The 21,292-nt window shown below is 65.5% G+C and carries 22 protein-coding genes and 1 tRNA gene; 15 read left to right on the top strand and 8 right to left on the bottom strand.

All coding sequences use genetic code 11. The features are described 5' to 3' along the window. The first annotated feature begins 12 nt into the window (after positions 1 to 12). The 5 genes from fliP to LGN17_RS25355 all read left to right on the top strand — a co-directional run bounded on the left by fliP (position 13) and on the right by LGN17_RS25355 (position 7,242). Positions 13 to 774, top strand: coding sequence for a flagellar type III secretion system pore protein FliP (fliP, locus tag LGN17_RS25375; RefSeq protein ID WP_226199171.1), 762 nt, complete (start codon positions 13 to 15; stop codon positions 772 to 774). Positions 775 to 793: 19 nt separating this feature from the next. After that, on the top strand, positions 794 to 1,066 hold the full coding sequence (gene fliQ / locus LGN17_RS25370; RefSeq protein WP_006491272.1) for a flagellar biosynthesis protein FliQ: 273 nt from the start codon (positions 794 to 796) through the stop codon (positions 1,064 to 1,066). A gap of 23 nt (positions 1,067 to 1,089) precedes the next feature. Further along, positions 1,090 to 1,872: a flagellar biosynthetic protein FliR gene (gene fliR, locus LGN17_RS25365; RefSeq protein WP_226199170.1), complete on the top strand. Its 783-nt coding sequence runs from the start codon at positions 1,090 to 1,092 to the stop codon at positions 1,870 to 1,872. 325 nt (positions 1,873 to 2,197) lie between these two features. Continuing rightward, positions 2,198 to 4,216: a site-specific DNA-methyltransferase gene (locus tag LGN17_RS25360; RefSeq protein WP_226199169.1), complete on the top strand. Its 2,019-nt coding sequence runs from the start codon at positions 2,198 to 2,200 to the stop codon at positions 4,214 to 4,216. After that, positions 4,216 to 7,242, top strand: coding sequence for a type III restriction-modification system endonuclease (locus tag LGN17_RS25355; RefSeq protein ID WP_226199168.1), 3,027 nt, complete (start codon positions 4,216 to 4,218; stop codon positions 7,240 to 7,242). Before LGN17_RS25360 ends, LGN17_RS25355 begins: the two co-directional genes overlap by 1 nt. 76 nt (positions 7,243 to 7,318) lie before the next feature. Here LGN17_RS25355 and LGN17_RS25350 read toward each other — a convergent pair whose 3' ends face one another. The 4 genes from LGN17_RS25350 to egtB form a co-directional block, all read right to left on the bottom strand. Next, entirely contained in the window at positions 7,319 to 7,573 is a 255-nt protein-coding gene (locus LGN17_RS25350) for a hypothetical protein (protein ID WP_226199167.1), read from the bottom strand. A 42-nt stretch (positions 7,574 to 7,615) separates the two neighbouring features. Beyond that, on the bottom strand, positions 7,616 to 7,903 hold the full coding sequence (locus LGN17_RS25345; RefSeq protein WP_174953224.1) for a hypothetical protein: 288 nt from the start codon (positions 7,901 to 7,903) through the stop codon (positions 7,616 to 7,618). A 301-nt stretch (positions 7,904 to 8,204) separates the two neighbouring features. After that, entirely contained in the window at positions 8,205 to 9,218 is a 1,014-nt protein-coding gene (gene egtD, locus LGN17_RS25340) for an L-histidine N(alpha)-methyltransferase (protein ID WP_226199166.1), read from the bottom strand. Continuing rightward, complete coding sequence (gene egtB, locus LGN17_RS25335) at positions 9,202 to 10,425, bottom strand: ergothioneine biosynthesis protein EgtB (protein ID WP_226199165.1); 1,224 nt, start codon at positions 10,423 to 10,425, stop codon at positions 9,202 to 9,204. The genes egtD and egtB overlap by 17 nt, the downstream gene beginning before the upstream one ends. A gap of 557 nt (positions 10,426 to 10,982) precedes the next feature. Here egtB and LGN17_RS25330 point away from each other — a divergent pair. Continuing rightward, positions 10,983 to 11,459 carry a carboxymuconolactone decarboxylase family protein gene (locus tag LGN17_RS25330; protein ID WP_226199163.1) on the top strand — a complete coding sequence of 159 codons (477 nt, stop codon included), beginning with the start codon at positions 10,983 to 10,985 and terminating at the stop codon, positions 11,457 to 11,459. Then, the gene (locus LGN17_RS25325; protein WP_226199162.1) at positions 11,459 to 12,340 is read left to right on the top strand and encodes a sigma-70 family RNA polymerase sigma factor; all 882 of its coding nucleotides are present in this window, start codon (positions 11,459 to 11,461) and stop codon (positions 12,338 to 12,340) included. The genes LGN17_RS25330 and LGN17_RS25325 overlap by 1 nt, the downstream gene beginning before the upstream one ends. A 78-nt stretch (positions 12,341 to 12,418) precedes the next feature. On the opposite strand, the gene LGN17_RS25320 is transcribed toward LGN17_RS25325, so the two are convergent. Then, positions 12,419 to 12,943, bottom strand: coding sequence for a DUF2628 domain-containing protein (locus tag LGN17_RS25320; protein ID WP_226199161.1), 525 nt, complete (start codon positions 12,941 to 12,943; stop codon positions 12,419 to 12,421). Positions 12,944 to 13,248: 305 nt separating this feature from the next. Continuing rightward, a tRNA-Val gene (locus tag LGN17_RS25315) sits at positions 13,249 to 13,325 on the bottom strand. Positions 13,326 to 13,921: 596 nt separating this feature from the next. Between LGN17_RS25315 and LGN17_RS25310 the strand changes: the two genes are divergently transcribed. The 6 genes from LGN17_RS25310 to LGN17_RS25285 all read left to right on the top strand — a co-directional run bounded on the left by LGN17_RS25310 (position 13,922) and on the right by LGN17_RS25285 (position 16,848). Then, positions 13,922 to 14,164: a hypothetical protein gene (locus tag LGN17_RS25310; RefSeq protein WP_226199160.1), complete on the top strand. Its 243-nt coding sequence runs from the start codon at positions 13,922 to 13,924 to the stop codon at positions 14,162 to 14,164. Positions 14,165 to 14,195: 31 nt separating this feature from the next. After that, entirely contained in the window at positions 14,196 to 14,525 is a 330-nt protein-coding gene (locus LGN17_RS25305) for a hypothetical protein (RefSeq protein WP_226199159.1), read from the top strand. Between the two features lie 18 nt (positions 14,526 to 14,543). Continuing rightward, positions 14,544 to 14,801: an Imm74 family immunity protein gene (locus tag LGN17_RS25300; protein WP_226199158.1), complete on the top strand. Its 258-nt coding sequence runs from the start codon at positions 14,544 to 14,546 to the stop codon at positions 14,799 to 14,801. Between the two features lie 81 nt (positions 14,802 to 14,882). Further along, positions 14,883 to 15,599, top strand: a complete 717-nt coding sequence (locus tag LGN17_RS25295; RefSeq protein ID WP_226199157.1) for a hypothetical protein — start codon at positions 14,883 to 14,885, stop codon at positions 15,597 to 15,599. A 16-nt stretch (positions 15,600 to 15,615) separates the two neighbouring features. Beyond that, positions 15,616 to 16,515: an Imm72 family immunity protein gene (locus LGN17_RS25290; RefSeq protein WP_226199156.1), complete on the top strand. Its 900-nt coding sequence runs from the start codon at positions 15,616 to 15,618 to the stop codon at positions 16,513 to 16,515. Between the two features lie 15 nt (positions 16,516 to 16,530). After that, positions 16,531 to 16,848 carry a hypothetical protein gene (locus tag LGN17_RS25285; RefSeq protein ID WP_226199155.1) on the top strand — a complete coding sequence of 106 codons (318 nt, stop codon included), beginning with the start codon at positions 16,531 to 16,533 and terminating at the stop codon, positions 16,846 to 16,848. An 813-nt stretch (positions 16,849 to 17,661) separates the two neighbouring features. Here the strand turns inward: LGN17_RS25285 and LGN17_RS25280 are convergent. Both LGN17_RS25280 and LGN17_RS25275 read right to left on the bottom strand, forming a co-directional pair. Next, entirely contained in the window at positions 17,662 to 18,420 is a 759-nt protein-coding gene (locus tag LGN17_RS25280; RefSeq protein WP_226199154.1) for an anti-sigma factor family protein, read from the bottom strand. Further along, positions 18,417 to 18,938: a sigma-70 family RNA polymerase sigma factor gene (locus LGN17_RS25275; RefSeq protein ID WP_175956534.1), complete on the bottom strand. Its 522-nt coding sequence runs from the start codon at positions 18,936 to 18,938 to the stop codon at positions 18,417 to 18,419. Before LGN17_RS25275 ends, LGN17_RS25280 begins: the two co-directional genes overlap by 4 nt. Positions 18,939 to 19,094: 156 nt before the next feature. On the opposite strand from LGN17_RS25275, the gene LGN17_RS25270 reads away from it, so the two are divergent. Both LGN17_RS25270 and LGN17_RS25265 read left to right on the top strand, forming a co-directional pair. Beyond that, on the top strand, positions 19,095 to 20,189 hold the full coding sequence (locus tag LGN17_RS25270; protein WP_226199152.1) for a catalase family peroxidase: 1,095 nt from the start codon (positions 19,095 to 19,097) through the stop codon (positions 20,187 to 20,189). Beyond that, positions 20,189 to 20,719 carry a cytochrome b gene (locus tag LGN17_RS25265; RefSeq protein ID WP_226199150.1) on the top strand — a complete coding sequence of 177 codons (531 nt, stop codon included), beginning with the start codon at positions 20,189 to 20,191 and terminating at the stop codon, positions 20,717 to 20,719. The genes LGN17_RS25270 and LGN17_RS25265 overlap by 1 nt, the downstream gene beginning before the upstream one ends. The last annotated feature ends 573 nt before the right edge of the window (positions 20,720 to 21,292 follow it).

The raw sequence follows: 21,292 nt of genomic DNA, 5'->3' as shown, positions 1-21,292 counted from the left end.
CCCCGCATTCCGATGAAACACGCATTCCTGCATCGCGCGGCGCGCTTCGCGCCCGTGCTGATCCTCTGCCTCGCGCCCGCGCTCGCCCATGCGCAGGCGAACGGCCTGCCCGCGTTCAACGCGAGCCCGGGCCCGCACGGCGGCACCACGTATTCGCTGAGCGTGCAGACGATGCTGCTGCTCACGATGCTGTCGTTCCTGCCGGCGATGATGCTGATGATGACGAGCTTCACGCGCATCATCATCGTGCTGTCGCTGCTGCGCCAGGCGCTCGGCACCGCGACGACGCCGCCGAACCAGGTGCTCGTCGGCCTCGCGATGTTCCTCACCTTCTTCGTGATGTCGCCGGTGCTCGACCGCGCGTACAACGACGGCTACAAGCCGTTCTCCGACGGCTCGATGCCGATGGAGCAGGCGGTGCAGCGCGGCGTCGCGCCGTTCAAGACCTTCATGCTGAAGCAGACCCGCGAGACCGATCTCGCGCTGTTCGCGAAGATCTCGAAGGCCGCGCCGATGCAGGGCCCCGAGGACGTGCCGCTGTCGCTGCTGGTGCCCGCGTTCGTCACGAGCGAGCTGAAGACCGGCTTCCAGATCGGCTTCACCGTCTTCATCCCGTTCCTGATCATCGACATGGTCGTCGCGAGCGTGCTGATGTCGATGGGGATGATGATGGTGTCGCCGTCCACCGTGTCGCTGCCGTTCAAGCTGATGCTGTTCGTGCTGGTCGACGGCTGGCAGCTGCTGATCGGCTCGCTCGCGCAGAGCTTTACGTAAGCGGCGGAGGAAACGCGCGATGACGCCCGAACAAGTGATGACCCTGGCGCACCAGGCGATGATGGTCGGCCTGCTGCTGGCCGCCCCGCTGCTGCTGGTCGCGCTCGCGGTCGGCCTCGTCGTGAGCCTGTTCCAGGCCGCGACGCAGATCAACGAGGCAACCCTGTCGTTCATCCCGAAGCTGCTCGCGGTCGCCGCGACGCTCGTGATCGCCGGCCCGTGGATGCTGACGACCATGCTCGACTACCTGCGGCAGACGCTGCTGCACGTCGCGACGCTCGGCGTCGGCTGAGCCGCGCGCACCACCCGGCGGCGATGTTCTCGGTTACCTACGCGCAGCTCAACGGCTGGCTCACGGCGTTCCTGTGGCCGTTCGTGCGGATGCTCGCGCTCGTCGCGACCGCGCCCGTCGTCGGCCACGCGGCCGTGCCCGTGCGCGTGAAGATCGGCCTCGCCGCGTTCATGGCGCTGGTCGTGGCCCCCACGCTCGGCGCGATGCCGGACGTCACCGTATTCTCCGCGCAAGGGATCTGGATCCTCGTCACGCAGTTCCTGATCGGCGTCGCGATGGGTTTCACGATGCAGCTCGTGTTCGCGGCCGTCGAGGCGGCCGGCGACTTCATCGGGCTGTCGATGGGGCTCGGCTTCGCGACTTTCTTCGATCCGCACACGAGCGGCGCGACGCCCGTGATGGGCCGCTTCCTGAATGCCGTCGCGATGCTCGCGTTCCTCGCGGTGGACGGCCACCTGCAGGTGTTCGCCGCGCTCGCCGCGTCGTTCCAGTCGCTGCCGGTGTCGGCCGACCTGCTGCACGCGCCCGGCTGGCGCACGCTCGCCGCGTTCGGCGCGACCGTGTTCGAGATGGGGCTGCTGCTCGCGCTGCCGGTGGTCGCGGCGCTGCTGATCACGAACCTCGCGCTCGGCATCCTGAACCGCGCGGCGCCGCAGATCGGCGTGTTCCAGATCGGCTTTCCGGTGACGATGCTGGTCGGGCTGCTGCTCGTGCAGCTGATGGTGCCGAACCTCGTGCCGTTCGTGTCGCACCTGTTCGACATGGGCGTCGATGCGATGGGGCGGGTGCTGATCGGGTGGCGGTGATGTGCAGGGAACCCGGTTCCTTCCGAACCGCGCGAGCCGGATGCGGGCACGCCGGCGCCCGGCGCCGACCGTGCCCTTTTTTCGTCCTTTCCGGCGTGCCGCCGCGGACGCCCGCCAGGCGCCCGCCGGCCGGCCATCCGACAACCGGCCCGAAGCCGCTTGCGGCCCGCCCGGCGGGCGATCGCGGCCGATGTCCGCACGCTCGCCCCACATCGGCGCTTGACCTCGGCCGACCGACTCGCTAGCGTTTCGGGTTTGCCCGGGCGGCCATTGCCGCCGGTGCCGTGAGCGCGCCCGACGTCCTGGCGCGCGCGGCCGGGCTCCGATGGAAAAGACGATGCACAAACTCGATGCGGCCAGCCCGCAGGCGATGTCGACGGATTTCACCGCCGACAACGTCGCGCGCCTGAAGGCGCTGTTCCCCGAACTCGTGACCGAAGGCCCGGAGGGCGCGTCGGTCGACGTCGACGTGCTGAAGGCGCTGATCGGCGAACGCACGGTCGGCGACGCCGACGAGCGCTACGGCTTCCACTGGCACGGCAAGCGCAGCGCGCGCCAGGCCGCGCTCACGCCGTCGACGGGCACGCTGCGGCCCTGCCCCGACGACAGCGTCGCGTGGGACGATACGCGCCATCTCGTGATCGAGGGCGACAACCTCGACGTGATGAAGCTGCTGCACAAGAGTTACGCAGGCAAGGTGAAGCTCGTCTATATCGACCCGCCGTACAACACCGGCAGCGATTTCGTCTATCCGGACGACTTCACCGACAGCATCCGCCATTACCTGGCGATGACCGGGCAGACCGAGGGCGGCGTGAAGCGCAGCACCAACACCGAGGCGAACGGCCGGTTCCACACCGACTGGCTGAACATGATGTATCCGCGCCTGAAGCTCGCGCACGCGCTGCTGTCCGACGAAGGGCTGATCGCCGTGCACATCGACGAGCATGAAGTGCACGCGCTGGTGCTGATGCTGCGCGAGATCTTCGGCGAGGAGAACGAGCTCGGCGTCGCCGTGTGGGACAAGCGCAACCCGAAGGGCGACGCGCGCGGCATCGCGTACCAGCACGAATCGCTGGTGCTGTTCGCGCGCAACGCCGAGACGCTGCTCGAGCGGGCGCCGCTCAGGCGCCCGAAGCGCAACGCGCAGCGCATGCTCGACGCCGCGCACGACGCCATGTACCGCAGCGGCAACGCGAAGGACGCGCAGAAGGCGTACCGCGCATGGATGAAGGCGCAGACCAACCTGTCCGGCGGCGAGGTGATGTACGACCGGCTGTCGGAAGACGGCCGCGTGTACCGCCTCGTGTCGATGGCCTGGCCGAACAAGAAGAAGGCGCCGGACGAGTATTTCACGCCGCTGATCCACCCGGTCACCGGCAAGCCGTGCGCGATGCCGGCGCGCGGCTGGCGCAACCCGCCTGCGACGATGCAGGCGCTGATCGAGCGCGGCCAGATCGAATTCGGCGCGGACGAAACCACGCAGCCGCAGCGGATCTACTACCTCGACGAGAACATGTACGAGAACGTGCCGTCGGTGCTGCCGTTCGCCGGTTCCGACGACGCGCTGCTGAAAACGCTCGGGATTCCGTTCGACCTGCCGAAGCCGGTCGATTTCGCGGCGGCCGTGATCGGCTGGTGCACGCGCGGCGACGACATCGTGCTCGACTGCTTCGCGGGCTCCGGCTCGACCGGTCACGCGGTGATGCAGGTGAACGCGACCGACGGCGGCGCGCGCCGCTACGTGCTCGTGCAGTTGCCCGAAGCGCTCGACCGCCGCGACAAGACGCAGCAGAGCGCGGCCGATTTCTGCGCGAAGCTGAAGAAGCCGCTGACGCTCGCCGAAATCACGAAGGAGCGCCTGCGCCGCGCGGCCCAGCAAGTGGCGCGCGATTACCCGGAAAGCTATGGCGACCTGGGCTTTCGCGTGTACCGGCTCGACACGACCAACGTGATCGAGTGGGATCCGCGCCGCGACGACTTCGACCACGCGCTGTTCGCGTCCGTCGAGCACGTGAAGACCGGCCGCACCGAGGACGACCTGCTCGCCGAGCTGACGCTGAAGCTCGGCCTCGACCTGTGCACGCCGGTCGAGCATCACCAGGTGGCGGGCAAGACCGTGCACCTGATCGGCCACTCGATCGTCGCGTGCTTCGATGCGCGCATCTCGCGCGACGACGCGGGGCCGCTGGCCGACGGCATCGTCGACCTGCTCGATGCGACCGGCACGACGCACGACGTCACGTGCCTGTTCCGCGACAGCGGCTTCGTCGACGACGTCGCGAAGCTCAATCTCGCCGCGCTGCTCGAACAGCACGGCGTGAAGCGCGTGCGGAGCCTGTGATGCGGCTGCATTTCGAAGCGGATCTCGACTACCAGCGCGAGGCGATCGACGCCGTCTGCGACCTGTTTCGCGGCCAGGAATCGTATCGCGGCGACTTCAGCGTGCTCGCGAACGCCGCGCCCGGCACGACGGCCGCCGCGCAGGGCTCGCTCGGCTTCGCGGTGTCGGAACAGGGCGTCGGCAACCGGCTGTCGCTGACCGACGACGCGCTCGCGCGCAATCTCGCCGACGTGCAGCTGCGCGGCGGGCTGCCGCCGTCCGGTCTGCCCGGCTCGCGCGACTTCACCGTCGAGATGGAAACCGGCACCGGCAAGACCTACGTGTACCTGCGCACGATCTTCGAGCTGAACCGCCGCTACGGCTTCACGAAGTTCGTGATCGTCGTGCCGTCGATCGCGATCAAGGAAGGCGTGCACAAGACGCTCTCGATCACCGAGGATCACTTCCGCGCGCTGTACGCGGGCGTGCCGTACGACTACTTCCTGTACGACTCCGCGAAGCTCGGCCAGGTGCGCCACTTCGCGGCGAGCGCGGCGATCCAGATCATGGTGATGACGGTGGCCGCGATCAACAAGAAGGAAATCAACAACCTCTACAAGGACAGCGAGAAGACCGGCGGCGAGAAGCCGATCGACCTGATCCGCGCGACGCGGCCGATCGTGATCGTCGACGAGCCGCAGAGCGTCGACGGCGGGCTCGAAGGCCGTGGCCGCGAAGCGCTCGCCGCGATGGCGCCGCTTTGCACGCTGCGCTATTCGGCCACGCACGTCGACCGTCACCACATGGTGTACCGGCTCGACGCGGTCGACGCGTACGAGCGCAAGCTGGTCAAGCAGATCGAGATCGCCTCGGCGATCGTCGAGGATGCGCACAACAAGCCGTACGTGCGGCTCGTCGGCGTGTCGAACCGGCGCGGCGCGATCAGCGCGCGCGTCGAGCTTGACGTCGCGACGGCGGCCGGCGTGAAACGCCAGATCGTGTCGGCCACCGACGGCGACGATCTCGAACGCCTGACCAAGCGTGCGCTGTACGCGGGGCTGCGGATCGGCGAGGTCCATGCGGTGAAGGGCGCCGAATACGTCGAGCTGCGCCATCCGGAAGGCGAGGCGTTCCTGTCGCTCGGCGAGGCGTTCGGCGACATCGACACGCTCGCCGTGCAGCGCGAGATGATCCGCCGCACGATCCGCGAGCATCTGGACAAGGAGCTGCGCCTCGCGGAGCGCGGCGTGAAGGTGCTGTCGCTGTTCTTCGTCGATTCGGTCGAGCGCTACCGCCGCTACGACGAGAACGGCATGCCCGTGAAGGGCGACTACGCGCTGATCTTCGAAGAGGAATACGCGCGTGCGGCGCGCGTGCCGGCCTACCGTGCGCTGTTCGACGGCGTCGACGTCGCGCTCGAAGTCGAGCGCGCGCACAACGGCTACTTCTCGATCGACCGCAAGGGCGGCTGGACCGACACGAGCGAAAGCAGCGCCGCAGCGCGCGAAAACGCGGAGCGTGCGTACGGCCTGATCATGCGCGAGAAGGAAGCGCTGCTGTCGTTCGACACGCCGCTGAAATTCATCTTCTCGCACTCGGCGCTCAAGGAAGGCTGGGACAACCCGAACGTGTTCCAGATCTGCACGCTGCGCGACATCCAGACCGAACGCGAGCGCCGCCAGACGCTCGGCCGCGGGCTGCGCCTCGCCGTCGACCAGGACGGCGAACGCGTGCGCGATGCGGGCGTGAACACGCTCACCGTGATCGCGACCGAGCGCTACGAGTCGTTCGCGGAGAACCTGCAGAAGGAAATCGAGGCCGATACGGGCATCCGTTTCGGGATCGTCGAGGAACACCAGTTCGCGGCGCTGCCCGTGCAGGAAGGCGACGGGCCCGCGCATGCGCTCGGCGTCGAGCTGTCGCGCGTGCTCTGGAACCACCTGCACGAGCAGGGTTACGTCGACGCGCAGGGCAAGGTGCTCGACCGGCTGAAGGATGCGCTGCGCCAGAGCGCGCTGGTGCTGCCGGATGCGTTCGAGATGCTGCGCGGGCCGATCGTCGCGACGCTGCGCAAGCTGTCGGGCCGCTTTGCCGTGCGCAACGCGGACGAGCGCCGCGCCATCGCGCTGCGGCGCGATGCGTCGGGCAAGGCCGTCGTGTTCGGCGAGGATTTCCGCGCGTTGTGGGACCGCATTCGCCATCGCACCGTCTACAGCGTCGAGTTCGACAACGCGAAGCTCGTGCGCGACTGCGCGGCCGCGCTGCACGACGCGCCGGACATCGCGCGCGCCCGGCTGCAGTGGCGCAAGGCGGAGATCGACATCGGCAAGGCCGGCATCGAGGCGATCGAGGTGGCCGGCGCCGGCACGGTGCTGCTCGACGAAGGCGAGTTGCCGCTGCCCGACCTGCTCACCGAGCTGCAGGACCGCACACAGCTCACGCGCCGTTCGCTCGCGACGATCCTGGCCGACAGCGGCCGGCTCGACGATTTCCGCGTGAATCCGCAGCAGTTCATCGCGGTCGCGGCCGATGCGATCAACCGCTGCAAGCGGCTCGCGCTCGTCGCGGGCATCGCGTACCGCAAGCTCGGCGAGCGCCACGTGCATGCGCTCGAATCGTTCGAGAGCGAGGCGCTGACCGGCTACTTGCGCAACCTGCGGCTCGATGCGCAAAAGTCGATCCACGAAGCGGTCGTGTGCGAGACGGACGCGGAGCGCGCGTTCGCCGATGCGCTCGAGGCGCACGACGGCGTGAAGCTGTACGCGAAGCTGCCCGCGTGGTTCCGCGTGTCGACGCCGCTCGGCAGCTATCACCCGGACTGGGCCGTGCTCGCAGAACAGGACGATGGCGAACGGCTGTACTTCGTCGTCGATACGCCGAATGCGGACGGCAACGTGCCGAGCGAGCACGAGCGCGCGAAGCTCGCGTGCGGCGAAGCGCATTTCCGGGCGCTGGTGGAGGGCGATGGCGCGGCGCGCTTCGTGCGCGTCAGGCAAGCGGAGGCGTTGTTTGAACCTGCGGAGCCGCCGGCGGGCGCCGGGCGGTAAAACGAAGGGCGGCCATGAGCCGCCCTTTTTTCATGAAGCGCGCCGGCCGCGGCGCCCTCCCCGATGACGATGGCGCTTACTGCGCCGGCTGCATGCCCTGCGCGGCGGCCTTGTGCTGCGCGGCCTCTTCCTGCGCGTGCTTCTTCGCCATGTGGTGACCGACGATACAGCCGCCAACCGCGCCGACGACCGCGTGGTGCCCCGCGTAGTGGCCGGCCACACCGCCGACCACCGCGCCCTTCATGCAGCCCGCCGCGTGCGCGCTGCCGATGGTGGCAAGCGCAACGATGGCGGCGGTCGTGCACATCCTGATGTGTCGAGTGGGCATCATGTGTTCATTCTCCTCTTGTAGTAATCCAGTCGAGCCGCTTCCTTAATCCCAGCGGCCGCCGCGCCAGCCGCCGCGATCGTGCCATTCGTGCTCGCGCCATTCACGGCGGCGCCACTCGTGTTCGCGCCATTCGCGCGCACGCCAGTCGTCGTAGCGATAGCCGACCGGTGCATACGCAACCGGCGGAGGCGGCGCCACGTAGACGGGCGCCGGCGCCGCATACGCGGGTACGCCGATCCCGACCGACAGGTCGACGTGGGCCGATGCGACGCCCGAAGCTGCCAGCGCCGCTACACCGAGAACTGCACCGAGAATGAGTTTCTTGTTCATCTCGCGACTCCCTGCACGTATCGTGCGTCATGTGAATACGGTTCGGAGTCTAGGCACGAGGTGCAGACACAGGTGAAACGGGTATGCGAGACCGGTAACGGCTGTTTACAGCCGTCCGTAAAGCCTTGCGGCGCAAGGAAGAGGCGGCATTCCACGCACCGTTGCGGCGGTGCATCGGGCCGGCAGCAAGGGCTGTTCGGCACGAAACCGGACGATCGGAGCGCGCCGGCCTGCACGGGAACGGGAAGACGCCGAAGGCGAACCGTCCGCACCGGACGCGAGCGGTTCGCAAGCGCGCACATCACGCGCGGATATCGTCGACGCTGCGCAGCCAGTGCACGCTGAACAGGCTGTCCGCGTCGGTCCACACGGTATCGGGCTCGAATCCTGCACGGCGCGCGATCGCATGAAAACCGTCGATCGTGAACTTGTGCGAATTCTCCGTGTGGATGCGCTCACCGGCGTCGAAGCGGAACGCGTGGCCACGCACGTGCACGGTCTGCGCGATGTCGCTGACGAGATGCATCTCGATGCGCTGCCGCGTGCTGTCGTAGAACGCGCAATGCGAGAACGCGTCGACGTCGAAATCCGCGCCGAGCTCGGCGTTCGCGCGCACCAGCAGGTTCAGGTTGAACTGCGCGGTCACGCCCTGCGCATCGTTGTACGCGTCGTGCAGCGTGCGCTCGTCCTTCACGAGATCCGCGCCGACCAGCAAGCCGCCGCCACGCAGCAGCCGCGCGGCATCGCGCAGGAACGCATCGGCTTCCTCCGGCGAGAAGTTGCCGATCGTCGAACCGGGAAAGAAGCCGATGCGCCGCGCCGGTGTCGCGGTCAGCGCGGCCAGTTGCTCGGCCTTCGTGTAATCGGCCGCGATCGGCGCGACGTCGAGCCATGGATACGCCGCACGCAGCCGCGCGGCGGCGTCGTGCAGGTAGTCGGCCGAGATGTCGACCGGCACGTAGCGCGCCGGCGCGTTCGCATAGTTGCCCGCGAACGCGTCGAGCAGCACGCGGATCTTCTCGAGCGAGCCCGCACCGAATTCGACGAGTTCCGCATGCGGACCGACGCGCCGCACGATCTCGGCCGCGCGGTCGCGCAGGATGGCGAGCTCGGTACGCGTCGGGTAATACTCCGGCAGTTCGCAGATGCGATCGAACAGCACAGAGCCGGCCGCATCGTAGAAGTATTTCGGCGGAATGCTGCGCGGCGTACGCGACAGTCCGTCGATCAGGTCGCGCGCGAACGCGCTCGGCCGCGAATCGCGGGCGGGTTGCTGGCCACCGCTCGTGGCCGTCTGGTCAGACGTCTCGCGCAAGTCGCACTCCCGTGAATTGCCAGCGCGCGGCCGGCGGAAAGAAATTGCGGTACGTCGGCCGTTCGTGCCCGGGCGGCGTCGCGATGCTGCTGCCGCGCAGGACTTGCTGGCCGACCATGAACTTGCCGTTGTATTCGGCCGCGACGCCCTCGAGCGGCCGAAAGCCCGGATACGGTTCGTAGGACGAGCGCGTCCATTGCCACACGTGCCCGAGCATCTGCCGGATGCCTTCGGCAGGGAACGCGGCTTCCCATTCGAATTCGGTCGGCAGGCGTGCACCGGCCCAATCCGCATATGCGGCCGCTTCGTAGAAGCTCACGTGGCACACCGGTGCGTCGGGTGCGAGCGGTTCGACGCCGTGCAGGCCAAACGTGCGCCGTACCCGCGTGGCGGCCGCATCGTCGTCGTCGGGCATCCAGTACGCCGGCCCTTGCCACCCTTCCCGCTGCACCGTGGCCCAGCCGTCCGACAGCCAGAACTCGGGGCGCGTATAGCCGCCGTCGGCGACGAATGCCGCGAATTCCGCATTCGTCACGAGACGGCTAGCGATCTCGTACGGCCGCACGAGCGCCGTATGGCGCGGCCGTTCGTTGTCGAACGAGAACGCCTCGCCATCGTGGCCGATCTCGACGAGCCCTCCCGGCTGGTGCAGCCAGTGCAGCGCGCCGGCGTCGCCCACGGCCATCGCGCCGGCATCCATCCCGTTGCGCGGCCGGAATGCCGGCTTCAGCGGGTTGCACGAGAACGCGTGCAGCATGTCGGTGACGATCAGCTCCTGGTGCTGCTGCTCGTGATGCAGGCCGAGCTCGATCTCGGGCGCGATCGTCTCGAGCAGCGCCGCATCGGCGCCGGCCAGTGCCTGCAGCATCGCGTCGTCGACGTGTTGTCGGTACGCATGCACCTCGCCGAGCGACGGGCGCGTGAGCAGCCCGCGTTGCGGCCGCGGATGGCGCGGGCCGAGCGCTTCGTAATAGGAATTGAAGAGGAACTGGAATGCCGCGTCGAACGGCGTGTAGCCGGCCACGCGGCGCATCAGTACGACGGTTTCGAAAAACCAGGTCGTATGCGCGAGATGCCATTTCGTCGGACTGGCGTCGGGCATCGACTGCACTGCCTGGTCTTCGGCGGACAGCGTCGCGGTCAGCGCGACGCTATGAGCGCGCACGTCCTGGTAACGGCGCTGAAGCTGTGATGCAAGGAGGCTCATCGGTTTACCGTCCACGGCGCGATTCGCTGCGTTGCGTTGCCGGAAAAAGGAAAGCCTTGCGCGTGATGCGCGCGGCTGACGTGCGACCTGCTGCTGCGTCGTCGGGCAACCGGCGCGCGCCGGGCCGCGGATGCGGCGTCACTTCATCTGCCCGTGCAGAATAGTATGGTCCAGAAATGTGAATGCTGCTGGTCGAGATGCGGATGAAACGGCTGATAAATGTAAATGAAAGCAACCGATCACCTGCCAATTACTGACATCAGCGCGTATCGAGGTGCATGCGGAGGTGCATCCGTCGGCCGTTGCGATCGGCACACGCCGCGGACGTTCACGCGACCGCGATCGTCACCATGACGTGAACGGGGAAGTCTGACCAGCACGGGCGCACGAAGCATGCCCGCCGCGTTTTTCGGGTTCGACGCGCACCCTGCCCGACCTTGCCGGCGGCCTTCCGCGCCGATCCGCTCGCCGGCTTCGAAAAAAATTCTGCGTCGATGTCACACACGCGGGGCGCTCGCTCGTCATATCACCGGAATCCACACGAAAGGAGAAGGACCATGACTGCGAAACTCAACCCGTTTGCCGCCGCGCCCGCCCTGATGAAGAACTGGATGACCGTCTCGGTCGCCGCCGCGCAGAGCCTCGAGCCGACGCTGATCGAGCTGGTGAAGATCCGCGCGTCGCAGATCAACGCGTGCGCGAACTGCATTAACATGCACACGGCCGAGGCGCGCGAGCAAGGCGAGACCGAGCAGCGCATCTACCTGCTGTCCGCGTGGCGCGAAGCGCCCTGCTACACCGAACGCGAACGCGCGGCGCTCGGCTGGACCGACGCGCTCACGCGGCTGTCGGAGGGCCACGCGGCGCACGAAGCGGCCTATGCTGCGCTGAACGACCACTTCAGCCAGGAGGAACAGGTGAAACTCACGCTGATGATCAACGTCATCAACGGCTGGAACCGGCTCGCGGTCGGCTTCGGGCTGTGGATCGATCCGGCCGATGCAAAGGCCGCCGCTGCGAAGATGGTGGGCTGATGCCGAACCTCGACCCGGCCGAGGGCAGCGCCGAAGAACGGGCCGATGCGGCGACGAGTTTCGACCCGCTGCGCCGCACGCTGATCCGCGTCGCGTACCGGATGCTCGGTTCCGTCGCGGATGCCGAGGACATCGTGCAGGAGGCGTTCATCCGCTGGATGGACGTCGACCGCACCGAGGTGCGCGTACCTGAAGCGTTCCTGCGCCGCATGGTGATGCGCATGTGCCTCGACCAGCTGAAGTCCGCGCGGCACCAGCGCGAGACCTATATCGGCCCGTGGCTGCCCGAGCCGGTCGTCGAGGAAGACGAACAGGAAGACGTCACGCTGCCGCTGCTGCTCGCGCTCGAACGGCTTTCGCCGCTCGAACGCGCGGCGTTCCTGCTGCACGACGTGTTCGGCCTCGAGTTCGACGAAGTCGCCACGACGATCCAGCGCGACCCGGCCGCATGCCGGCAACTCGCTGCGCGAGCGCGTACGCATATCCGCGAGGCGCGGCCGCGTTTTCATGTCGAAAAGCAGCACGGGATCGAATTGGCGGAAGCGTTCTTCGCGGCGTCACGCAGCGGCGACATGCGCGCGCTCGGCGCGATGCTCGCCGAGGACGTGAGCCTGCACGCGGATGGCGGCGGCAAGCGCTCGGCTACTGGCACGCCGGTATTCGGCTTTGAGCCGGTGATGAAGGTGCACGAGTACCTGGCCGGGCTGTTCGCCACGCATGCGTCGAAGCTCGTGCGTGCGGGGTTCGTCAACGGGCTGCCGGGTTTCGTCACGCTGGAATCCGATGGCGAGCTGCAGACCACCGCGCTCGAGATCGAGGACGGGAAGATCGTCGCGATCTATGTCGTGCGGAATCCTGACAAGTTGAGGCATTTGCACTGAGTGCGGCGGGATCGCGCGTCGGGTGCCGCGCGCATGCACGGCCGCGAGGCGCCCTTTTCTCCGTCCTGCCGCCCTGCTTTACTGGCCACCGGTTCCTGCGGTCAGTACGGTCCCGATCGCGATCACCAGGAAACCGAGCAACGGCGTCGCGATCGCGAAACCGGCTGCCGCGAGCCGGTTCGTACCGCCCTGCGCTTCCAGCAGCGCGAGCAACGATTCGCGGGACGTCGCGCTCGGGCGCAGTTTCTCGATCTTGCGTTCGACGTGCGTCCTGTAGAGACTGTTCCCGCACCAGCCGAGCGCGACCGCGATCCCGATGGTGACCGGGTCGAACGTGCTCGATTCGAAGTATTTCGAGAAGAACAGCAGTTCGATCAGCGTGATCGCGACCGTCGCGCCAAGAACGGCCGCCGCCTGCCAGTACATGCATCGATACGCCATCCAGACCGGGCCCAGGAAACAGGCGGCCCAGTTCCACGACTGCCGGTTCTTTCGCGACGCGGCGATCTCCCACTTCTTCTCGAACCAGGCGGCTTTCTTGCCGACGTAAGCGGCGATCTCGTCGTTGCTCGCGGATGATGTGGCGGTCGTGACGTCGGACATGGTCGTGTGCTCTCGGTCGCGCGGATCGCGCGTCGTTGTTTTGATGGGTTGGAAATCGGGCGACGGTCGGAACAGCCGCTTCGATGCGCACACGATTCTACGCGCGGCGCAGTGCGCGTTGTGTAGCGGAACGAAGTGTCGGTGAGAAATGCGACGCCGTGGATCGCGCAACGCATCGGGGCAACATGCGTTGTTTCGGCCGGAAAAAGAAAAACGCCACGCGAAGTTGCCGCGTGGCGTTTGTATGTTGGCGAGCCGCATTGCCTGTAGGCAAGTTGTGCTGCCAGACCCCTTCATTTGTTCGTTGGTAGGCTCGATTGGATTCGAACCAACGACCCCCACCATGTCAAGGTGGTGCTCTAACCAACTGAGCTACGAGCCTAAGAAGCCGCGAATTATAGAGAGGGTTTTTGAGGAGCACAAGCCCCTTCGTGAAAATTTTTTGAATCGGGGTGCGCGGAGGGCGACGATCGATGTTGCCTGGCGATGCCGGGAACGTTGCCTTCATCTGTTCGCATCACAGCAAAACGCGTCGATGTGCTGTGGTGTTATCCACATTGCCCTCTGGATAACCCTCCGGCAAGCCTCTGGATTCACAGTGGAACGATTGAGGATATGTCGCCGCGGCTGTGAATCGACGAAAAGTTGTTCTGTGCTGCCTGAAGCTGTTCACGTAGCTCACCCATGGTTATGCATTCGGCTTCCTGTCGCGAATTCATGGGGTTAGGGACGTTATCCACTGTGAGGCACAGGGTTTGTTAACTATCACTACGTATGTATACGAACTCTGTTAACACCTTTGGATAAGCACAGTCCGTCGACTGTGATCCGCGCAGGATATGCGCTGCGTGCGGGGATCGGATAAACGAAGCGGCAAGCTGTGAGGTGCATCGGATGATGTGTGAGCCGCCGTATCCATAGATCTGTAGAATCGCCGACATTCAGGATGAGAGGGCTTGGCGCACAGGCTCACGACACATGACCGATGCTTCGTTGGATATCGATGCCGTCGTACACCGGTTGCAGCAACAGCCAGGCGACATCGTGTTCGAGCAACGCGTGTCGATCCCGGAGGCCGAAGTCCTGTGTTGCCGCTACAAGGGCGAGCGATTCAACGTGAAGTTCGATTTCGACTATGGGGTGTTCGTTGATCGCGTCGGGAAGCTGTCCGGCGAGGACGTCGAGGAAATCGTTAGATGGCTCACGAAAGAAGCAGGGTGATGGCAGCGGGCGAGACCTGACGAGGGGATCAATGAAGGTACCTGTCGACGAGGTGCTGGTGACGGATATCGCCGGCGACGTTGCGGTTGTCGTGACCGACGTGATGGCTGCCGCCGATGTGTTGGTACGGTTGGGCTTCGTTCGACGATCCGGTCGCTGGGAACGCGCGATCGCAGACGATACCGACCGCCAGGCTCTCGTGGCCGCGCTTGTCGATCTCGATGCGCTGTTCTCCGCGGGCCGCGACTGGAGCCCGCAGGCGCTTGTCGAGTATTACCGGGAGATCGGCGTCGTGCGGCGCGGATACCGTTCGGTTGCATGGCGCGGGCCGACGCAATACGTCATCGAGCGGCATGACTGAATCACGCGAGGCAAGTTCATGACGTACACCGTCCTGATGGTGTCGCGCGGCGAGATCGTGCTGTCCGACGGGCACCGCACCGTGCGAGCGCCTGGCGAAGCATTGCTGCCCGGCGTGGACAACAGGCCCGCATTCGTCGTCTACGTCGATTCCATGAAGTACGTCGAGACGAGCAACGACGGCGAGACGATCGATGCCGTTACGCGCCAAGCCGTGATTTCGGCGATCACTGCGTATTTCTCGTCGCGACGCGCAACGGTCGAGTTCGAACCCTGAGCCATCGATGAGGATGACTGACACGATGAAACCGAAGAACGACCTGGGCGACACGATCACTGCCCGCAACCGGAGCGGGTAATGGGACCCATTCACTGCGGTCGGCACGGACGCGATAACGGGATCACGACATCGAAGGGCATTGCCGCGCGCATTCGGCAGCGCGGGCAATTCTTGTCCGGCGAGCTCGTGAAGGTTTCGCTCGATCGCCCGAAATACAGCCGGGAAATGTGGATGCTGCGTGCCGAACTCGACGAGCACGAGGTCGACGCGACCTTTGTCGACAACGTTGCGCATGTGAAGGCGTTTCCAAAAATTGCGGCGCTGGAGCGCTTGCGCGTGTATCTGTGTTCGGCATGCCTGGACGAGCTGCTCGTCCGCTCCGGCGAAGCGCCCTATAAACCGACGACGAAAGAGCAGGCGTTCGACACGTCTGTCGTCGCGGCGAATGCGAAGTGGTCGCGCGGCGACGCGCGCTGCGAGTTGCACGGCTTGATCCGGCCGACGCGGACCTCACCGGATATCGAGGCCGCGATCTTGTCGATCGACGTGATCCGCGATTGTCACGTCGTGCGGGTGACCGATGCCAGCGTGGAGCATGGCGCCACGCATTGGTTTGACGAAGCGTTCTTGCACAAGGTGCTCGGGACGGATATCGACATCGTTGAATCGGCGTTACGGATCGATGATCGGGCCATGTTCGTGCAGATGTGGGACGCCGGTGAGCTCGTGTGTCCGGTGTGCCTGCGAGAGGTGTTGGAACGTAGCGGTCTGCGCAACAAGGACACGCGGACGTGAGCGTAGCGGAGCAATCGTGACGGACACGATCAAGCAGTGCGACATGACGGACGACGCCACCCGGCGCAAGATTTTCTGGTTGCTTCAACGCTTGACGAGTCTGTCGCTCTGGACGCGCAAGCGCGATGCATTTGCGCAATTCGCGAACGCGTACGAGCATGCAGTGAACACGTGGCCCGTTGATGATCCGGAGTCCATTCAGGACACCCACTTTCCGATCATCGTCGACATCCTCGCTGCTTACGATCGAGGGCTGACCGAGCTGGCCCGAGGGAACCGGATCGGCTGGCGGAGCGGTGGGCCGTTCAAGCACGTGTACCGGCAATATCACCTTCTGGACGCGTATTTCTACCCTCATCCCGATTACTGGGATCGCGGCGGGCAGATTGCCCCGTACCCGCCGAAGATCGACGCGCTGGCCCGACTGCTGCACGCATCGGAATACCAGATGGAGTATGCGCCGTTCGATTCGGGCGATCGATTCGGCAACCTCGCACAACTGCGCTCGGCAAGACGGCTGTTGTCCCCGGATGCCTATGAGCGCAACTTCCACACGCTTTCGTACCCGGTGTTTCCGGAGGAGCTGCCCGCGGTTCCGAAAGCAGTGGGCCCGGTGATCTGGACCGGCCGGAAAGTGCCTTGCGACGGTATCTGGGAGCCTGTCGTCGTCGGGTGGTCGAGGCGGCCGGGCATCGTGCCGATCGTCATACCCGGTTTGCGTAATGGAGGTTGCTTCAATTATTTCGTTCGGGGCACTCGTGCGCCGAACCTCACGGATGAATTCCCGGGATTGCTCGTCCCGACGTGCTGGCGATTGCTGTGGGAAGACCGGCGTTACGTGAACGGCGCCGTACCCGACGAATCGCAGTATTTCCTCGAGCCGCGGCAAGTGCCGCAGACGAGCATGAACCCGTGACATCTGGAGAACACCATGAGCAAGCTGAATTTCGGCGCGGTCGAGCGATATTCCGTCCGGCTCAATACCGCGACGCTGCTCGGCCTGAAGGCCGCCTATGAGGATTTTGCGAAGACCGGGCAGGATCTGCGCAACTTCGAGATCTACATCGAGGACGAAAGTGAAGCGAGGGCGGATCCGACGCCTGAGGATCACGTCATCAGCGTGACGTTCCTGGCAAAGATGCCGCCGGGCATGCGAGGGCTCGGTAACGCGAGTCCGCTCGGGAATTCACTGAAGTACATCGTCTCTCCGGAAACGGGCGAGATTCTCCGGATTTACGGGATCAAGTGAGTTGGGAGCGGAGAAGGGGCGCTGCCCTCGGTTGTGGATAACCGGCACGCAAAACGACTCGTCACGCTGTGCATCCGATTGGTGAGCAAGCATCCGGATCGCAAGCCGGGCGCGGATTCTGGCGAATTCGCATCGTGGCAGCCCGATTCGAGTGCGTCAGCACACGACTGGTATGAGTTGCCGGTTCTACGACGTGGGCGCTGGCGGAATATGCATTGCGTATCGTGCGCTTGCCGGCGGTCTGCATGTGGACAACCCGCACACCCAACCAGTCGAATCGCTGTGCATCGAACAGGTGAGCGCCTTGCATTCAGCCACGTGAATCAGCCCGAACACCCAGTCTGGCAGGGCTCTGCCGGGATAGTACAGATGATGCGGACAGTTTTCGCACGATCCGCTGCGATTGATTGCCTTGTGGATATCGAGAAGTCAAAGCACTCGAAGGCCTGTGCGTTCAGTGCGCGAGGGTAATCGAATTCGGAGCGGATGTTCGCGTTATCTCACCGGTTGTGGATATCGCATGCGAAAACAACGCGAAACACTGTGCCAACCCAAGGTGAGCGAGTCGACCGATGGCCACGCGAGGTGCCGCCATGATCGATGTGGATATCCTGTTCCGCAGCGACTCGAAACCCTGTGACTCAAAAAGGTGAGGGTGCCAAAGACGCTTAGATGTGGACAACAGACCGGGGAAGTCAGTCGAAACGCTGTGCAATCCAGCAGTGATCGGGACCACGCCCAAGCCGGCAAAGCCGCATCATTCCGGGCGCTTACGGCCATCGAGCGCCGCCAGCCGGGCGCGCATCGTACCACTCAAGTCTGCTGATCGAGCGCCTGCACGACGGCTTTCTCCGCGAGGCTCCCGGCCGGCCCGACCACTGCATAGTTGAGCCCGTTCACCGATCCATACCGTGCGAGCAGCGCACCATCCACGCGTTGCCCGCTCGGCAGCAGTCGATGTTTCGATTCCGCCGGCCGCAGATAGAAGCTCAGCGTGCGCCCGGCTGCATCCTCATAGAGCACCATCGCAGCCGTGGCGCCACTGTCCGTCGTGAACAGCCGCCCGCCGACCGGCCGGAACCCCGCCGCGCTCAAATCCGGCAGCTTCGCCGACGCGCCCACGCGCCTGGTGAGCCACCCCTGCAAATCTCCCGCACCCGCCGGCCGGTAATCCACCTTGGCCGTCTGATCGACCACCATCATCCGGTAAGCCTCGACCGCATCGCTCATCGGCGCGATGGGCGGCGGCGCGTTCCACCCGCGCGCCTGCCACCCGCCCAACGTCCCCAGCCCGACGCAGAACACGAACGAAGCCGCCATCGCGAACCGCATCCGCGTGCGCTCCGCGCGCCGTCCGCGAATCGCCGCCGGATCCAGCGCTGGGTTGTCTGCCGGCATCCGCACGCTCTCGAGCGCGGCCCGCAACCGCTGCGCATCCTGCTGCCATTGCTTCACCTGTTCCGCGCGCTCCGGATGCAGCGCGAGATAGCGCTCGACCGCGGCGCGCGCATCGTCGTCGAGCTGGCCGTCGACATAGGCCTGAAGGTCGTGTTCGTTCGGAGGCGTGTTCATTTCTTCATCAATCGCAGAGAAGGAGCGGGAAGCTCGCCGTCGCTGAGCTGGCGCAGCGCCTGGCGCGCGCGGGAGAGCCGCGACATCACGGTGCCGATCGGAATGTCGAGCAGGTCGGCGACTTCCTGATAGGTGAAGCCCTCGACCGCGACGAGCAGCAGCAGGCTGCGCTGCTCGTCGGAGAGGCGGCCGAATGCTTCGAGCGTCGCGCGCGCCGCGAATTCGCGTTCGGCGGACGGCCAGTGCGCTTCGTCGTCGTCGCGGATGCGCCCAAGCAGCCACGCGTAGCGCTTCGCGCTGCGTTTGCCGTCGAGAAACTGCCGGTACAGGATCGTGAAGAGCCAGCTGCGCAGCGACGCGTCGTCGCGACGGCTCGTCCAGCGCGACAGCGCGCGCTCGAGCGTCGACTGAACGAGATCGTCGGCCGCGTGGACGTCGCGCGCGAGCCAGAGCGCGAAGCGTCGCAGCCTGGGGATGAGTTCGCGCAGCGCGTCGTCGTCGAGGGCGGTGGAGGGCATGGCGGGGCCGGTTGCCGAATGGGTCGAGATGCTGCGTAAGACGCCGGTCGGCGCCGCTTATTCCACCAGCATAGGAAAAAAGTTTTCGTGGAATAAAGCGGCGCGGGTGGCGTCATACGCGGGTTCGACAATGACCTGACGGTCGGGAGCCTATATATGGAGCGATCTTCTTCCTCTTCTTCGCCGCAGCGCGAGCCCGGGCGCGGGTGGTGGCGCTGGGCTGCGATCGGCGGCGCGGTGGCCGGCGTGGCCGTGGCGTTCGGGTATGTCGGCGGCTGGCTCGCGCCGGCGCGTCTGACCCCGCACCGGATCGTCGATGCGCTGCAGACGGCCGGCGGGGGCATTCATCCGGGCTTCCGGCGCAATCACGCGAAGGGCGTGTGCGTGACCGGTTACTTCGAAGGCAACGGGGCCGCGAGCGCGTATTCGGTCGCGCCGTTCTTCAAGGCGGTGCGCACGCCGGTGGTAGGGCGCTTCGCGTTGCCGGGCGGGAATCCGTATGCGCCCGACAGCAGCGTGCCGATCCGCAGCCTCGCGCTGAAGCTCACCGCGCCCGATGGCGAGCAATGGCGAACCGGGATGAACGCGATGCCGGTGTTTCCGGTCGCGACGCCGCAGGCGTTCTACGCGCAATTGCTGGCGACCCGGCCCGATCCGAAGACGGGCAAGCCTGATCCGGCGAAGGTGAAGGCGTTTTTCGGCGCGCACCCGGAGACGGCTGCGTTCCGCGAATGGGTGAAGGGTGCGAAGCCGAGTGCGAGTTACGTCACCGAGAGCTATTACGGCTTGAACGCGTTCTACTTCGTCGATGCGGCGGGCAAGCGCCAGGCGGTGCGATGGCGCGTCGTGCCGGAGCAGACGGCCGGCGCCGGCGACGTCGCAACGGCCGCGGATCCGAACGTGCTGCAGCAGGACGTGACGCAGCGCATCGCAGCCGGTGCGCAGAAGTGGAAGCTGCTGGTCACCCTGGCGGAGCCGGGCGATCCGGTGGACGACGCGACGAAGGTCTGGCCCGCGCAGCGCACGACGATCGACGCGGGCACGCTCGTGCTCGACCGCGTGGAGGCGCAGGACAGCGGGCCGTGCCGCGACGTGAATTACGACCCGACGGTGCTGCCGCAGGGGATTCAGGTGTCGGGGGATCCGTTGCTGGCGGCGCGCTCGGCTGCCTACGCGGATTCGTATCTGCGCAGGACGAGTGAAGAGGCCGGGGTGGCGGGCGTGGCCAGGTTGAGTTCGGAGGGACGGTGATGAAGACTTCTGCGACGTTTGGTTTGCCGGCGAGGGTGCTGCACTGGGCGATGGCCGCGATGATCATTGCGATGCTGTTCATCGGGGTGGGGATGGTGGCGTCTGTCTCTGAGCGGCATGCGCTTCTGGTGGCGATTCACAAGCCGCTGGGCATTGCCGTGCTGGTGCTCGTGTGCGTGCGGATCGTGGTGCGGGTTCTGTCGAAGCCGCCGGCATTGCCCGAGGATCTGCCGTGGTGGCAGAAGGTTGCCGCGCACGGGTCGCATCTCGTGCTGTATGCGCTGATGCTCGCGATGCCGCTGATCGGGTGGGCGATGCTGTCGGCGGGCGGGTATCCGGTGACGTTGGGCGGTGGTGTGCAGCTGCCGGCGATCGTGGCGGCGGATCCGGTGACGTTTGCCTGGCTCCGGGTCGCGCACCGGGTGCTGGCCTATCTGTTCTTCGCGACGTTCCTCGCGCACTTTGCCGCAGCGCTGTATCACGGGCTGATTCGACGGGACGGCGTGGTGAGGGCGATGGTGGGCCGGTGAGCGGCGGAGGATTGCGCTCGATGCGGCGGGGCGGTTCACGGGCAACCGGGCCTGCTCCTGCAGTGCCGCATATATCTGACCGTAGGACAGGTTCAGAGATCCCCGTTACCACATGTCAAAATAATTTCACAAAAGGGGTTGCGGAGACTGAGACAGGTGCTTAGAATCACGCCTCTTTCGCGCTAACGGAAACGCAGCGCGGGGGAAGAAGGGAAGCGGTGCTGTTGATGTCTGTTTTAACGACTCCAGTGCACATGGAATTAAACCGCAGTCGTCGCAACGAAGTAGTTAAAAAAGTTGTTGACGGATTTAAAAAAACGGTTAATAATCTCGCTTCTCTGCTGCTGAAAACGCAGCGCTGCCGGGAAACACGAAGTTCCTCGCAGAATGCTCTTTAAAAATTAACAGCCGATAAGTGTGGGCGCTTGATGGAAGCGAGCTGATCTTCGGATCAGATAGCAAAAGTATCAAGAGTCTCACACTAAAGTAAGTCAGGTTTATGAAGTGATTCATATTCCTGTCAGCTTTGAGTGAGCGACCGGTTCGAAAGAACCGAAAACAGTAACAGGTTTA

The sequence above is a fragment of the Burkholderia sp. AU30280 genome, assembly GCF_020420125.1.
In the GTDB taxonomy this organism is placed as follows: Bacteria; Pseudomonadota; Gammaproteobacteria; order Burkholderiales; family Burkholderiaceae; genus Burkholderia.
Note: the sequence above shows the minus strand (reverse complement) of the source record. Positions and strands in the feature narration are given on the sequence as shown.

Bases quoted from the DNA above. Each gene is read 5' to 3' on its own strand.
- LGN17_RS25320 (WP_226199161.1), bottom strand. From the start codon at position 12,943: ATGTCCGACGTCACGACCGCCACATCATCCGCGAGCAACGACGAGATC.
- LGN17_RS25360 (WP_226199169.1), top strand. From the start codon at position 2,198: ATGGAAAAGACGATGCACAAACTCGATGCGGCCAGCCCGCAGGCGATG.
- fliP (WP_226199171.1), top strand. From the start codon at position 13: ATGAAACACGCATTCCTGCATCGCGCGGCGCGCTTCGCGCCCGTGCTG.
- LGN17_RS25330 (WP_226199163.1), top strand. From the start codon at position 10,983: ATGACTGCGAAACTCAACCCGTTTGCCGCCGCGCCCGCCCTGATGAAG.
- LGN17_RS25295 (WP_226199157.1), top strand. From the start codon at position 14,883: ATGGGACCCATTCACTGCGGTCGGCACGGACGCGATAACGGGATCACG.
- fliR (WP_226199170.1), top strand. From the start codon at position 1,090: ATGTTCTCGGTTACCTACGCGCAGCTCAACGGCTGGCTCACGGCGTTC.
- LGN17_RS25345 (WP_174953224.1), bottom strand. From the start codon at position 7,903: ATGAACAAGAAACTCATTCTCGGTGCAGTTCTCGGTGTAGCGGCGCTG.
- LGN17_RS25280 (WP_226199154.1), bottom strand. From the start codon at position 18,420: ATGAACACGCCTCCGAACGAACACGACCTTCAGGCCTATGTCGACGGC.
- LGN17_RS25350 (WP_226199167.1), bottom strand. From the start codon at position 7,573: ATGATGCCCACTCGACACATCAGGATGTGCACGACCGCCGCCATCGTT.
- LGN17_RS25305 (WP_226199159.1), top strand. From the start codon at position 14,196: ATGAAGGTACCTGTCGACGAGGTGCTGGTGACGGATATCGCCGGCGAC.
- LGN17_RS25285 (WP_226199155.1), top strand. From the start codon at position 16,531: ATGAGCAAGCTGAATTTCGGCGCGGTCGAGCGATATTCCGTCCGGCTC.
- egtB (WP_226199165.1), bottom strand. From the start codon at position 10,425: ATGAGCCTCCTTGCATCACAGCTTCAGCGCCGTTACCAGGACGTGCGC.
- fliQ (WP_006491272.1), top strand. From the start codon at position 794: ATGACGCCCGAACAAGTGATGACCCTGGCGCACCAGGCGATGATGGTC.
- LGN17_RS25270 (WP_226199152.1), top strand. From the start codon at position 19,095: ATGGAGCGATCTTCTTCCTCTTCTTCGCCGCAGCGCGAGCCCGGGCGC.
- LGN17_RS25265 (WP_226199150.1), top strand. From the start codon at position 20,189: ATGAAGACTTCTGCGACGTTTGGTTTGCCGGCGAGGGTGCTGCACTGG.
- LGN17_RS25310 (WP_226199160.1), top strand. From the start codon at position 13,922: ATGACCGATGCTTCGTTGGATATCGATGCCGTCGTACACCGGTTGCAG.
- LGN17_RS25325 (WP_226199162.1), top strand. From the start codon at position 11,459: ATGCCGAACCTCGACCCGGCCGAGGGCAGCGCCGAAGAACGGGCCGAT.
- LGN17_RS25300 (WP_226199158.1), top strand. From the start codon at position 14,544: ATGACGTACACCGTCCTGATGGTGTCGCGCGGCGAGATCGTGCTGTCC.
- LGN17_RS25275 (WP_175956534.1), bottom strand. From the start codon at position 18,938: ATGCCCTCCACCGCCCTCGACGACGACGCGCTGCGCGAACTCATCCCC.
- LGN17_RS25355 (WP_226199168.1), top strand. From the start codon at position 4,216: ATGCGGCTGCATTTCGAAGCGGATCTCGACTACCAGCGCGAGGCGATC.